At 37.0% G+C, this 13258-nt stretch carries 13 protein-coding genes; 5 read left to right on the top strand and 8 right to left on the bottom strand.

Translation table 11 applies throughout. The annotated features are described in order from the left end of the window. Positions 1 to 226: 226 nt before the first annotated feature. From DI076_RS13805 to DI076_RS13785, 5 genes are all read right to left on the bottom strand, one after another. Positions 227 to 1771, bottom strand: coding sequence for an alginate export family protein (locus DI076_RS13805; protein ID WP_108960371.1), 1545 nt, complete (start codon positions 1769 to 1771; stop codon positions 227 to 229). A gap of 7 nt (positions 1772 to 1778) precedes the next feature. Further along, positions 1779 to 2633, bottom strand: a complete 855-nt coding sequence (locus tag DI076_RS13800; RefSeq protein WP_108960370.1) for a substrate-binding periplasmic protein — start codon at positions 2631 to 2633, stop codon at positions 1779 to 1781. Between the two features lie 42 nt (positions 2634 to 2675). After that, positions 2676 to 3902, bottom strand: a complete 1227-nt coding sequence (locus DI076_RS13795; RefSeq protein ID WP_439957315.1) for an OmpA family protein — start codon at positions 3900 to 3902, stop codon at positions 2676 to 2678. 300 nt (positions 3903 to 4202) lie between these two features. Beyond that, entirely contained in the window at positions 4203 to 5459 is a 1257-nt protein-coding gene (gene serS, locus DI076_RS13790; RefSeq protein WP_108960369.1) for a serine--tRNA ligase, read from the bottom strand. Continuing rightward, on the bottom strand, positions 5452 to 6261 hold the full coding sequence (locus DI076_RS13785) for a TatD family hydrolase (protein WP_174705056.1): 810 nt from the start codon (positions 6259 to 6261) through the stop codon (positions 5452 to 5454). The genes serS and DI076_RS13785 overlap by 8 nt, the downstream gene beginning before the upstream one ends. A 105-nt stretch (positions 6262 to 6366) precedes the next feature. Between DI076_RS13785 and DI076_RS13780 the strand changes: the two genes are divergently transcribed. Genes DI076_RS13780 through DI076_RS13765 form a run of 4 tightly spaced genes read left to right on the top strand, consistent with a single transcriptional unit; the run spans position 6367 to position 10013 of the window. Continuing rightward, positions 6367 to 7356 carry a M23 family metallopeptidase gene (locus tag DI076_RS13780; RefSeq protein ID WP_100725620.1) on the top strand — a complete coding sequence of 330 codons (990 nt, stop codon included), beginning with the start codon at positions 6367 to 6369 and terminating at the stop codon, positions 7354 to 7356. After that, positions 7356 to 7709, top strand: coding sequence for a bactofilin family protein (locus DI076_RS13775; protein WP_012390385.1), 354 nt, complete (start codon positions 7356 to 7358; stop codon positions 7707 to 7709). Before DI076_RS13780 ends, DI076_RS13775 begins: the two co-directional genes overlap by 1 nt. A gap of 8 nt (positions 7710 to 7717) precedes the next feature. Beyond that, a complete protein-coding gene (locus DI076_RS13770; RefSeq protein ID WP_108960367.1) occupies positions 7718 to 8188 on the top strand; it encodes a YaaR family protein in 471 nt (156 codons plus the stop codon). A gap of 4 nt (positions 8189 to 8192) precedes the next feature. Next, positions 8193 to 10013, top strand: a complete 1821-nt coding sequence (locus tag DI076_RS13765) for an ABC transporter transmembrane domain-containing protein (RefSeq protein WP_108960366.1) — start codon at positions 8193 to 8195, stop codon at positions 10011 to 10013. On the opposite strand, the gene DI076_RS13760 is transcribed toward DI076_RS13765, so the two are convergent. From DI076_RS13760 to DI076_RS13750, 3 genes are read right to left on the bottom strand one after another with little or no spacing between them, the layout of a single operon-like run. Continuing rightward, entirely contained in the window at positions 9987 to 10883 is an 897-nt protein-coding gene (locus DI076_RS13760; RefSeq protein ID WP_108960365.1) for a ParB/RepB/Spo0J family partition protein, read from the bottom strand. The genes DI076_RS13765 and DI076_RS13760 overlap by 27 nt on opposite strands. A gap of 3 nt (positions 10884 to 10886) precedes the next feature. After that, positions 10887 to 11648, bottom strand: a complete 762-nt coding sequence (locus DI076_RS13755; protein ID WP_108960364.1) for a ParA family protein — start codon at positions 11646 to 11648, stop codon at positions 10887 to 10889. After that, positions 11641 to 12384, bottom strand: a complete 744-nt coding sequence (locus DI076_RS13750) for an RsmG family class I SAM-dependent methyltransferase (RefSeq protein ID WP_108960363.1) — start codon at positions 12382 to 12384, stop codon at positions 11641 to 11643. The genes DI076_RS13755 and DI076_RS13750 overlap by 8 nt, the downstream gene beginning before the upstream one ends. A 58-nt stretch (positions 12385 to 12442) precedes the next feature. Here DI076_RS13750 and DI076_RS13745 point away from each other — a divergent pair, with 58 nt between their 5' ends. Further along, a complete protein-coding gene (locus tag DI076_RS13745; protein ID WP_108960973.1) occupies positions 12443 to 13168 on the top strand; it encodes a hypothetical protein in 726 nt (241 codons plus the stop codon). The last annotated feature ends 90 nt before the right edge of the window (positions 13169 to 13258 follow it).

Here is a 13258-nt window from a genome sequence, read left to right as displayed (position 1 = left end):
AACGGCATGTTCATTAATAGGGCGGATATTTTTCAATGATTCAAAACAAGTTTCACGAACTTTAGAAAAAGATATATATTGGATTACTCCTTTTACTTCGATATCTTCTAGAAAACAAAGATCGATCAAAAACAAAGTTTCGAAAATTAACGAAAAAAGAGTCAGGATTTTAAGAAAAGAAATTTGATTGAACATAAGTTATAAAAGAATTTGTCTTTTATTTCCTTTAAAACCGGTGCTCAAACACAATAAACGCTTCTCGTAAAACACGTCCATATTTTGAATCTAATAAAACAAACAACGCATCTCCTGCGACAAAATAACCCGAACGAAAGATAATTTGGAAATCGGAAGTTACGTTATAACGGATGTTGAAATTATATTCCATACCCATATAAGTAGAAGTCTGGTACCCATTCCTTTCGCTGAATTCGCGGTTTATTTTAATTTCGGGAGATTTTGTTGCCCATAGTTGGTAATAACCTAACGTAAATTGATATGGTCCGAATGCAATGATATTGGAATACAATCCATACTCATTCAATCCAGAAAAACTGGATCCATTGAATAAAGCATAACCTCCAGTGAAGTCAGTGGCAATGTTGGAAATGGAAAACCCTGGTGCAAGAGTTCTATAACCATTTCCCTTTAAGTTTGCTTCTTCACCATTTGCATCGTAACCTGGTCGTCCTGTTGTTCCTAAGGCGATAAGGTTAAAATTTAAAGATTCATTCCATCGATATGTGAACTGAAAATCATACATACCACCTTTCACAAAATGCCTTTGAGTTGTGTTATAGATTGTTACATCGTTTGAATCAGTGATTGGTTTTAATTTTTTTACAGTTCCAGTATTCAAAATACCATGTACAATGAATGAAAATTTCTGAAAATTAAATTCATTGTGCAACCCATACCATGCAAGTCTTGCTGTTTCATTATCTGATTTATCATTATCGTCTAAAAAATATGCATACACTTCATTTCTGATATTTCTAAAGTACTCAAATTTTAAACGATTGTAGTAGATATTTGAACTTTGATAATTTTTATCAGCAAAACCATTTTTATCAACATCTAAAAAACTTTGGTCTCTAGCACGAAGGATTCCCCCTTCTAGTGATAACCGTAAAAATTGAAAATTTTTTAGAACACTAACTCCGGTTCCAGTAGAGAATAAAACGCGGCCTTGTGCGGAACTAAACAATTGTTGTCCGACTTTGATAAACAATCCTGATTCTGGTATTCTAAAATTTAAATACAAAAAGTTAGTTTGTACGTTAACAGCAGCAGTACGACCACGTTCCCCACCAGAACCTGGACCAACTAAACCAGGATCGAATCCATCTGGCCCTGTTGACCTTAAGCCTCTACCTCCAAACGGAATATCACCTACTTGCATCCCCCAGATCCCTTCTACATATTTGTTTGCAGAAAAGCTCATATTATAAAGGAAACGCGAGTCGTAATAACTTACATCTTCTTTACGAGGTGTAATTTGGCTTGGTAATCCTTTTTGCCTTCTTTCTAAATCAGTTTGAACTGTTTGTTGTTCCGATTGTAATCGTTCCGCATTTTCTTTTTCTAAATTAGTGATTGGTGTTACTGGAGTTTTACGTTCAAGTAAAACATCTCGCCCCACATTCGTTGCTCGAACACGAAACGAACCGTTAAAATTCATAATTGTTCTTTGAGATTCTTCTTCTTGAGAATATAAGAATCCCAATGGAAGTAGAAATAAAATACAAACAGTCAGTAAACGAGTAAACATTTTCAAATTACTCTTTTTTTACCCATTTATTTGATTTAAAGTATTTGTTAATCAACTGTTGGATTTTGCCCGTACGTTTTAGTTCCTTAATGAAAAAGTTGAGGTTATAAAGAAATTCAATGTCTCTTTTTGCAATTGCCATACTTATATGATCTTCTTGCACTACACCTAAGATTGGTAAATAATTAGCTCGTAGAGAAGAATCTTTTTGTAGTAGTGCTTGGATGTAAAATGAATCAGCAACAAATGCATTTACGTTATTTTTCTTTAATTCGTTTAAAGCTGCTTCATTTGTGAAATAAGAAAATACTTGAGCTTTAGGAAATGCTTCACGTAAAAATTGATGGTTGGAACTATTTGCTAAAACTGAATATGAAATTCCTGTAATATTCGTTAAATCATTTAAATTTCTAAAAAGTTGTACTGTCACAATTTGTCCTTCCGGTTCAGGTGGAAGTGCTGTACGGTTCACTAAAGCAGAAGGTGTCGAAATTAAATATGGATCTGTAAAATAAACATCACGAAAACGATTGATTGAAGAAGAGATTCCAGCCATTGCAATTTGGCTATCTCCTTTTTCTAACATACGAGCGTGTTGGTCAAATGTACGTAAGGGAATAATCTTTAAATCAACATCTAAAAATTTTGCATATTCTTGAGCCAATTCAACATCTAGTCCAGGAAACTCTTCATTTGGATTTTCAATATAAAATGGATCGTAAAATTCATTAACGGATACAGTTAATGTTTTGGTTTTTTTAATTTTTTCCAGAGTTGGACTGGATTGTCCCATAAGCAATGTTGGGACAAATAGAAAGGCTACCAATATTTTCCAAACAATTCGAAGGTAATTAGGGAACATCCAATTAACCTTCTTTTTGGAAAGAGAAACGGCAAGGAAAAATTAAGGATTTAGTAAGACAAATTCTGTCCGTCGATTTTTTTTCGATGAAGCTTCATCTGTTCCCTGCACCATAGGTTGTGTGGGTCCTTTTCCTTCTGTCACCAACCGGTTAGGATCAACACCTTTAGAGACTAAATATTGTTTAACGGATTCAGCTCTTTCTTTAGACAAATTCATATTGTCTTCAAAATTACCAGTTAGGTCAGTATGTCCGATGATTTTCATTTTTTGTTCGGAATTCTCATGAAGGTAATCTACAATTGAATCCAAGGGAATTGATGATTCTGGTTTCAAAATAGATGAAGCTCTTTCAAAATAGACTGAATCGAGCGAAATTTTCTTTGTCTCTTCTAATTTCTTTTGAACCAAATTTTCCTGTTTAGGAACGGATGCTGTGAAAATATCAAATGATTTTCCTTCCACTCGCCGGCAGAATAGAAAGGTTTTTTTCACCTGCTGAAACACAATATAGGCTTCATCTTCAGAAGAGTTAATAGGACTTCCTAAATTCTCTACATTCGTAAATTTTTCCCCTTCGATTTTTGCCATATACAAATCAAATCCGCCAAATCCACCAGGACGGTTGGATGAGAAAAATAGTATTTTGCCATCATCGTTAAAGGCAGCAGCTATTGTTGCATGTTGGTCATTGATTGGTGAAGGCAAAAGTTTTGGTTTTGTCCACTGATTGTTTTTAAACTGACTATAATAAATTTTTGCTAAGTTTGGTTTTCCGAATGGGTATCGAGTGAATAGGAGAGTATCACCTAACAAATGCGGATTTTCTTCAATTTCCTCTGTATTGATAGGGGAAGGTAAAGCAGTAGGAACTGACCATGTTTTTCCGTTCCAATTGGAAACATACAAATCTCTCGAAATACCGACTTTCCCATCTGCTAACATCACTTCAATTGATCCATCTCGATTTGATGAAAGAAGGATCATTTTTCCATCGCGAGTTATAAACGGACTTTGGTCATCGAATGGTGAATTTAAAACACTAACTTCTTCAGGAAAATCCCATGTTCCATCTTTCTTTCGTTCCGATTTGAAAATTTCTGTAAAACTGCGTTCTGATCGTTTCGAATAAAAATATAAAGTTTTTGCATCAGGAGTCATGGTTGGACCAAACTCTTGAAACTCTGAATTGATAGGGCCTTTGATCGGACTTACGACTAACGTATCTTCACCTTCCCTTGTTTGAGCAAATACTGATGAAGCCATCATAGATGTAAGAAATAAACCTATCGTCAAATGGATGAGTTTTCGTTTATAAAAAAATTGAAGGGATTGAATCGTAATTCGTTTAAAAATTAAAAATAGTGCGTTAATTGTAGCTCGTTTAAATGGCTTCGTTGGTAAATTAATTCTAATACGTTTCATTCCACATTCAGAGTTATTAACCGATTTACGTTTAAAACCAGATTTATTAATTATAATGGATTTATGTTTTTTGATCGCAAAATCGAAATTTAGGTGAGTGAGTTGATTGGGCATTTGACACCTCGGTCATCTGCCCAAAAATTCTTATCGGATATATTGTTTTAAGACATCCGGAATTTGGAAGGTTCCATCTTCTAATTGGTAATTTTCAATCACTGCTGCCAGTGTTCGACCGATCGCAAGACCAGAACCATTCAAAGTATGGACGAGCAGGTTTTTTCCTTCCTTTGACTTGTATCGAATTTTTCCTCGTCTTGCTTGATAGTCTTTGAAGTTCGAAACTGAAGAAATTTCCATAAATCGTCCAAGTCCAGGCATCCACACTTCGATATCATAAGTTTTGGAGGAAGCACTCGACATATCTTTGCTACAAAGTAACATCACACGATACGGCAGATTTAATTTTTGCAGAATGGATTCTGCATCTTTTAACATCTTTTCGTGTTCTTCCACTGACTTTTCTGGTTCTACAAATTTAACAAGCTCGACTTTTTGGAATTGGTGAACACGCACAAGTCCACGTGTATCTCTTCCATAGGATCCAGCCTCTCTTCTAAAACAGGATGTGTGTGCACAAACAGAGATAGGTAATTCTTTTTCTTGGATGATTTCATCTCGGTAATAGTTGGTGAGAGGCACCTCGGCTGTTGGAATGAGATTCAATCCATCTTTCTCTAATCGATAAAAATCTTCGGCAAACTTTGGGAGTTGGCCAGTAGCTGTCATGGATTCGTCGTTTACAAGAACAGGAACCCACATTTCTTCATATCCATTTTCAGATGTGTGCGTATCGAGCATTAAATTCATTAAGGCACGTTCTAATTTTGCACCTAAACCTCGATAGGTGTAAAATCTGGCACCAGAAAGTTTTACTCCTCGTTCAAAATCAAAAATACCTAGTTTCTCACCAATATCAAAATGGGTTTTTGCCTCAAAAGAGTGTTTTTTAATTTCACCCCATTGTCTGATTAGGACGTTATCTTCTTCAGACTTTCCTTCTGGAACTGAAGGGTCTAATAAATTAGGTAGTCCTAAATTAAGATCATGTAAAGATTCTTCTTCTTTTGAAAGTTCTTCTTCGATTGCTTTGATGCGTTCTCCAACTCCTTTCATTGAATTCGATATTTCAGTAATGTCTTTTCCTTGTGATTTTTGGATTCCAATTTCTTTAGAAACGCGGTTTCGTTCCGCACGAAGTTCTTCCACTTCTAATTTTAATTTTCTTTGTTTTTCAGAAACAGATTTAATTTTTGCTTCTATGTCAGTAGAGACAACACCACGTTTTTGTAAGGTGGAAAGTAGTTCTTCTGGGTTCTGAACAATACGATTGATATCAAGCATGATGATAAGCCTTTCTTTCTGTAAATTTTAGTGAATTTTTATAAATACGTTCTTCTACTTCTGTATTTGGTTCTGTACGTAATGAATACATTTTCTCTAATACAAAAGGCAAATGTGAAGAATCATTTCGTTTTCCACGGTGAGGCATTGGTGATAAAAATGGTGCATCTGTTTCAATCAAAATGGATTCGAGTGGAATTTTTTTAGCAGCTTCTTGGATCTCCACCGCTGATTTAAAAGTAACAATTCCCGAAAAAGAAATATAATACCCAAGATCAACAAATTGTTTTGCAGCTTCATAATCGTAAGTAAAACAATGGATCACACCAAATGCCTTTGTCTTATATTCTTTTAAAGCTTCATACGTATCCAAAAAAGCATCTCGTGAATGAATGACAACGGGCAATTGGTACTCTGAAGAAAAATCCAAAAACTTTCGCAATACATCATTTTGTTGAGAACGAGTGCTTGCGTCATGATAAAGATCCACACCAATTTCACCAATTGCTGCGAACTTAGGATCGTTCATTCGGGATTTGGCTAAATCTAAAATTTGATCAGCATTGGGAAACTCATGGGTTTCCGTTGGGTGACAACCAATCGAATAAGAAATTTTTAGTGCATCTGTTGAATACGTTTCTGATATACGAACTGCTTCGTTTGAACTTGGCAAATCGATACCGATTTGAACCAGTTGGTCTACTCCTGCGATTCGGGATTTCTCCAGGGTTTCTTCGATACTTTGTCCTTGTTCTCGAATTATGTCTAAGTGGCAATGTGTGTCGATCAACGAATATCCCATAAATAGCAAGATTTGTAATTTCCACTGGATGAAAATGAAAATTCAATCGAAAGATATAGTGGGTAGATTAACTTTTGTTTAAATCATCGTAGGTCTAAAACGAACGTGGAAGTAAAACAAAGACTACATTTAATTTTTTACCGACTTCGGTATAAAGTCCAGGAATGGAAGCTTAAGTTGTCCCAACGTTACGAAGATTTGGACAAAAAAGGTCGTGAAAAACTGACCATCATGGTCATTCCTCATACTGACCGAAAAACCATCAACTTTGTTATCTCTTACAAGGCCATTTCTATCTTCATTGGTATCATGGTTGTTTTACTTGTCATCAGTGCGGTAAACGTTTTATCTCATAGTGGATCCATCCACCAACTCACCGAACTCAATTTAACCAATAAAGACTTTATTAGACAATCATCTAAGATGAAAGAAGAGGTAAACTCTCTTCACGAAACCATACAATACTATTATGACCGTATCTCCAATCTTTATATCAAATTAGGTGGAGATCCATCTCGAGTATCCAAAGGGATGGGTGGACAAGCAGGACAATTCCTTGCACTCCAAGGAACACCTCAAACTGACATCACAGATGAATCCTTTCGCATCAAAGAAGACATTCATAATTTAAAATTATCATCAGAGCTTTCTGAAGAGATCATCAAACTCATTAAAAAAAGAAAGAGCATCATCAAAAACACACCATCGATTTGGCCAACAAAAGGGTATGTATTGTTTCCCTTTGGAAAGTACATTTCACCGATTACTGGCAAAGAAGAAATCAATCGTGGTTTGGATATTGGATCTTTTCCTGGAGCAGAAGTCATCGCAACTGCACCTGGTTTAGTGTTTGATACTGGTTACTCACCAGCGACTGGATATTATGTAAAAATTTCCCACAGATTTGGTTGGAAAACGATCTACTCAAATTTAGATCGAATCCGTGTTAAGAAAAACGAAAAACTCTCTAAGGGTGACATTCTTGGATATGTAGGAAAATCTCCTGAAAATCCGATTTACCACCTTCATTATGAAGTACATGTTGGTACCCAAGCGTTGAATCCGTTTTCGTTTCTCAACCAAATCCAAGAATAATGTCGAATCCATCAACAGAAGAAGAATTTTTAGTTAATAGCATCATCGGAGAAGGGGCTGAGTTCACTGGTGAATTTAAGTTCCCTGGCCTCATCCGTATCGATGGAAAATTCCGTGGAGTTCTCGAAACTACAGGAAAGGTCCTTATCGGAAAGTCCGGAATCGTCGATACTGATATCAAAGCACGAGTTGTGGTTGCAGGTGGAGAAATCCGCGGAAATATTTATGCAACTGAACGTGTAACACTACTTTCAAGTTGTCGATTAGAAGGGGACATTGTGACACCTCGCCTCATCGTCGAAGAAGGTGTAGTGTTCCATGGGAAATGTACAATTAACCCCACTCGTCATTAGGCGGGATTATGATCATCCAAAACAACAACCCTAAGTCGGTCTCGACTCAGGCAAAAAAAGGTTCCAAAGAAAAACTAAATGCTTCCTTTGCTCCCGTCGATGAAGCCAAACAAAGTTTTTTAGAAATTTTAGAGTCGATTGTTCCTTCTGGAAAAGAAGAAACAAGAGAACTGAATGAACTTTGGAAAGATTTACCAGATTTGGAAAAAGACCTGATCAAAGATCCGAATCACAAAAACCTCGAATCTTACAAAAAACATATCAAACAAATAGCAGAACTTATTCTCAAGAAAAACTACAAAGTGATGCAGGCAGCCCAACGCGGACGAAATGACCAAAAAGACGTTCGTTATGTGAAGGTAGTGGATGAAAAATTGGATCTTTTGGCAAAAACCATGTTTTCACCCAACAACAGTGCATTTGTTATTTTGAAACAATTAGATGAAATCAGAGGTCTACTCATTGATCTAAAAGGATAATTCTTTGCAAACACCTGACCGACCTAAGTCAAAAAACCTCCGAGTCCTTTCAAAAACTTTTTCCTATTTAAGACCATACCGAATCCAAATGATCCTGTCTTCGTTTGCACTCCTTTTCACAGCGGGAGTTACTTTGGGTCTAGGCCAAGGATTACGCCATTTGGTAGATGCAGGATTTTCAGCTAAATCCAAACAAGAATTAGGTTATGCACTTGTCTTCATCATTTTCGTTGGAATCCTACTCGCAATTGGAACCTACATTCGCCATTATACAGTTTCATGGATCGGTGAAAGAGTTGCTTCTGACATTCGCATTGATGTATTCAAACACATCATCTTCATCCATCCCAGTTTTTTTGAATCCAACTCTCCCGGGGAAATCCAATCTAGGATTACAACCGACACCACTCTCATCCAAACGGTCATTGGGTCATCTGCCTCCATTGCCCTCCGAAATATTTTGATGTTTGTAGGTGGGATTATTTTTCTTTTTATCACCAACGCAAAACTTACGATGATAGTCCTTATCAGCGTTCCCTTCATTGTGTTTCCAATTCTTTTCTACGGAAAACGAGTGAGAAACCTTTCCCGAAACACTCAGGATAAAATTGCAAATATTGGAACATATGTAAGTGAATCCCTTCTCAACATCAAAATCTTACAATCTTTCCACCACCAAAAAGTTGATATCGATGTATTCTCCAAAACAGTGGAAGACGCTTTTACCGTTGCTGTTGCAAGGATCAGACAACGAGCACTTCTGATCGGGACTGTCATTTTATTCATTCTTACAGGAATTAGTTTTATGTTATGGGTGGGAGGAACTGATGTCCTCGAAGGAAAAATCACAGGGGGAGAACTCATCGCGTTTTCCTTTTATGCCATTATGGTAGCTAACAGTGTCGGAGCCGTTTCCGAAGTTCTGGGTGATTTACAAAGAGCAGCAGGTGCCACAGAAAGACTCATGGAACTCTTGTTATCCGAATCGGAAATCAAAGGTCCCATTCATCCAAAGCCTATTTCAGAAGTATACCATTACCAAAACTCTGCAGTTTTAAATAACGTTTCAGAGAAACAAAATGGACTTACGATCCTTTTAAAGGATTTAACATTTTCGTATCCTTCTCGTCCCGAAACAAAGGCCATCAAAGGAATCAATTTAGAAATTCCTGCCAATAAAACTACAGCACTTGTTGGACCATCAGGAGGAGGAAAGAGTACGTTATTCGAACTCATACTTCGTTTTTATGACCCAACTTCAGGTTCCATTTCCATCGGCGGAATCAATATTAAAGATTTAGATTTAGAAGACTTACGATCACTCATTGGATTTGTTCCCCAACAACCAATTCTTTTCAGTGGAACACTCCGAGAGAATATTGCTTATGGAAAACCAACTGCTAGTTTCGAAGAGATCCAAACTGCAGCAGAAAATGCTTATGTGATGGAATTTTTTAACCAGTTACCAGATGGTTTTGATACTAACTTAGGACACTTGGGAACAAGATTATCTGGAGGACAAAAACAAAGGATCGCTATCGCAAGAGCCATCCTTCGTAATCCAAGAATCCTTCTACTTGATGAAGCAACATCAGCACTTGATTCAGAATCCGAACAGATGATCCAAAGAGCTTTGGATTTTTTAGTGAAGGAAAGGACAACTATCATGATTGCACATCGTCTCTCAACAGTTGTGAAATCAGATCAAATTGTTGTGATTAAGGAAGGAGAAATTGAGTCCGTTGGAACACACGACGAACTCTTACGAACAAGTGAGTTGTATGAGCGTTTAGCGAAATTACAATTTCACACCGAGTTGCTCTAAAATTCTTTCCATATCACTTAGGTTGGCATAGGAAAAAACAATTTTACCTTTGCCATTGGTTTCATTGTGGGACACTTCCACCTTGGAACTAAATTTGTTTCTTAACTTTGTTTCTAGTTTTACAATACTAGCATCACGTTTATCCGATACACTGGTCGAGGAACTGGATTTTTTTTCTGGGTTCAAAAGATTAGAAACATAGTTTTCAACCTCGCGAACATTCCAACCTTCAGCGATCACCTTTTGTGCGACTTCAAATTGTTTTTTAGCATCCGGAATCGAAAGAAGAGGGCGTGCTTGTCCTTCCGAAAGTTTTCCTTCTTTGACCCAATCTTGTAAAGGTTTTGGTAATGCAAGGAGTCGGATCAAATTGGAAATCGTTGCTCTGTTTTTTCCCACACGAGTCGCAAGATCTGTTATCTTTAACCCTCGTTTGTCGATGATAGCTTGGTAAGCATAAGCTTCATCCATTGGATTTAAATTTTCTCTTTGGATATTTTCAATGAGAGCAAGTTCCATCATGTCTGCTTCGGAAAGATCACGAACGATGGCAGGAATTTTTGCAAAACCAGCCAGTTTACACGCACGTAACCTTCTTTCCCCAGCCACCAAAAGAAACCCAGAACCGGATGGATTTTTTTGAACAACGATTGGTTGGATCACACCATGTTCAACAATTGTATTGGATAACTCTTGGATGGATGCGTCTGAAAATTGTTTTCTAGGTTGGTGAGGGTTTGGTGATATTTCAGTTACTTTGATTTCACGAAGTCCTGATTGTTCGTCCTTAGAAATTTCAACATTGTTCTCATTAACTGGAATTAAATTACCAAGTCCTCTTCCTAAAACTTTTCCTTTGCCGAGTGCCATTACTTATGCCCTCCCTACAATTTCTTCCGCTAAACTTTTATAACTTTTTGCACCAACGCCATCAGGATCATAATAGTTGATTGGTTTTCCAAAGGAAGGTGCTTCTGATAATTTTACATTTCGAGGAATGACAGTTTCATAAACTTTTTCTTTGAAATAGTTTCTAACATCATCTGCAACTTGGTTTGCGAGGTTCGTTCGTTTGTCATACATAGTAAGAAGAACACCTTCAAGTGCAAGAGATGGATTCCATTGTGACTGCACTAAGGAAATAATTCTCATGAGTTGTGAAAGTCCTTCGAGTGCGAAGTACTCTGTTTGCAAAGTGATCATCACCGATTGAGAAGCACAAAGTGCATTGATGGTTAAGACCCCAAGAGAAGGAGGACAATCGATTAAAATATAATCATAAGATTCTTTGATGGAAGCAAGAGCATCTTTGAGTTTGAATTCTTTTTTCTCGATCCCAAGAAAGTCTACTTCAAGTCCGGAGAGGTTGATGTTCGAAGGAATGATGTCTAGATTTGGAACAAAGGTTTTTTGGATCGCTTCTCTTGCTGATAACTCTCCAATCATCACTTCATAGGTTGTTTTATTCAGTGACTGCACTTCTAAACCAAGTCCAGATCCAGAATTGCCTTGTGGATCTATATCAAGCAGAAGAACTTTTTTTCCCAGATCAACAAGATTGGATGCTAAGTTGATCGCAGTTGTTGTTTTGCCAACGCCACCCTTTTGGTTACTGATCGATACGATTTTACCCATTCTTGTTTTTTGTCTCCTTTACGATTTCTTTCCAGTCGCGGGGGTATCCCTTTTTCGGAAGTGAATTCTTTTGCAGTATTTTGATATGTCTCTTTCCAACAAACTCTAATTCAGGAATGGGAATTTCTTTTTTCATCATAAATCCGTTATTCGTAAGAACCTCTGCTTCTTTGTCCAAATCTGTATACGGTTGTGCAAGAAAGGGACATAAGATTCCTTTCTGTTTCACCATCCGGGTAGTGACTTCAGCGATGTAAGGATAGGGAACCATTGCTCTGGAAGTGACTACATCGAAATTGGAATTGATCTCTTCCGTGCGTGCATAGATAAACTCAATACGTTTTGAAACTTTAGTAAGTCCTCCAGAAGCGACTTCCGTCTCCAATAAAGCTAATTTTCTTTTTTGAGAATCTACCAAGAAGACGTGAGGTGCTTTTTTCAAGAGAGCAAATAGAAATCCAGGCAGCCCTGGTCCTGTTCCGACATCAGCTACATTTGTTTCACGTGAAACATATCCTGTAGTTTTCAATTTCCAAACAAAGATCATCGATTCCAGAATATGTCTCTCTAGAATCTTTTCTGAATCGTTTCTGGAAAAGAATCCTCCTTTCTCATTATCTCGTTTTAAAAACTCATAAAAGTTTTTAACAAGCTCCCAATCAAATTCTGGTTCGATTAATGGAAAGAGTTCTGGGATGATTGATTGGATTTCTTCTTGGATGGTTTTTTCTGACATAATCGTATTATCGTTTTATAGAATTTCGCCGATGTCTCCTGTAGGAGAAATCATTTCCATGTTTCGATTGTTTATTTTTTTCATCATCGTATCCTTTCCCATCTTAGGTTACACTCCAGGCAAATGGTCCCACAAAGATGCCTACATCTTTAAAAAAGTTAAAAAAGTTCCAAACAAAGAGATCGTTCGTAATGCAGAAGGCCAAGTGATTTATGTCGCAGAATATGAATACAACTCTGATGGAAAATTAATCGCTGAAACTTATTCAGACAAAGAAGGGAAGGGTGATGGTAAGACTACTTTTCGCTACACAGATGGATTATTAACCAGCGAAGAAGTGTATGATAATGGTGGTCACCTTGTTGAACGTAAGGACTTCCAATTCAAAGGTCGGGCTTTGAAGAAAATGAATGTAAAAGATGCAGAAGGAAAACTCGTAATGGTTTATTCCATTGAAAGCGACGGAGATGGGAACGTCTTTGCTGCTGAAGGAAAAAACTTAGAAACCAAAGACACAGAATCCTTTCGTTTTGAAATTGATCCGAAAAGACCTAATGTACAAATCCAATTTTTAACAGACGATAAAAAGAAAGGTCTTGGTGAAATCCACTTCAAATTTGATCCGAAAGGAAACTTAGTCGAAAGAGAATTTTTCCAAGGCGAAAACCGTAGAGTTCACAAATTGAAATATAAGGCTGATGGAAGTTTAGAATCCCACTCGTTTCACGTGAAACAGGGAGACAATTGGATCCTAGAGAAAACACATGTCCTTGTTTATGACTGAGTTTTAAAGTCACCCAGAAATACATTTTCGTTGGCAAGGTAAAAAGTTTTGCCAGCGAAAGTCATTCGAAACTAAACTGTTCATTCCTCT

Origin of the sequence: Leptospira ellinghausenii (assembly GCF_003114815.1) — a bacterium.
In the GTDB taxonomy this organism is placed as follows: Bacteria; Spirochaetota; Leptospiria; order Leptospirales; family Leptospiraceae; genus Leptospira_A; species Leptospira_A ellinghausenii.
This window is presented reverse-complemented; position numbering and strand designations above follow the sequence as displayed.

Coding starts and splice junctions, on each gene's coding strand:
- DI076_RS13805 (WP_108960371.1), bottom strand. CDS start 1,771: ATGTTTACTCGTTTACTGACTGTTTGTATTTTATTTCTACTTCCATTG.
- DI076_RS13800 (WP_108960370.1), bottom strand. CDS start 2,633: ATGTTCCCTAATTACCTTCGAATTGTTTGGAAAATATTGGTAGCCTTT.
- DI076_RS13795 (WP_439957315.1), bottom strand. CDS start 3,902: ATGATGGCTTCATCAGTATTTGCTCAAACAAGGGAAGGTGAAGATACG.
- serS (WP_108960369.1), bottom strand. CDS start 5,459: ATGCTTGATATCAATCGTATTGTTCAGAACCCAGAAGAACTACTTTCC.
- DI076_RS13785 (WP_174705056.1), bottom strand. CDS start 6,261: ATGGGATATTCGTTGATCGACACACATTGCCACTTAGACATAATTCGA.
- DI076_RS13775 (WP_012390385.1), top strand. CDS start 7,356: ATGTCGAATCCATCAACAGAAGAAGAATTTTTAGTTAATAGCATCATC.
- DI076_RS13770 (WP_108960367.1), top strand. CDS start 7,718: ATGATCATCCAAAACAACAACCCTAAGTCGGTCTCGACTCAGGCAAAA.
- DI076_RS13760 (WP_108960365.1), bottom strand. CDS start 10,883: ATGGCACTCGGCAAAGGAAAAGTTTTAGGAAGAGGACTTGGTAATTTA.
- DI076_RS13755 (WP_108960364.1), bottom strand. CDS start 11,648: ATGGGTAAAATCGTATCGATCAGTAACCAAAAGGGTGGCGTTGGCAAA.
- DI076_RS13750 (WP_108960363.1), bottom strand. CDS start 12,384: ATGTCAGAAAAAACCATCCAAGAAGAAATCCAATCAATCATCCCAGAA.
- DI076_RS13745 (WP_108960973.1), top strand. CDS start 12,443: ATGTTTCGATTGTTTATTTTTTTCATCATCGTATCCTTTCCCATCTTA.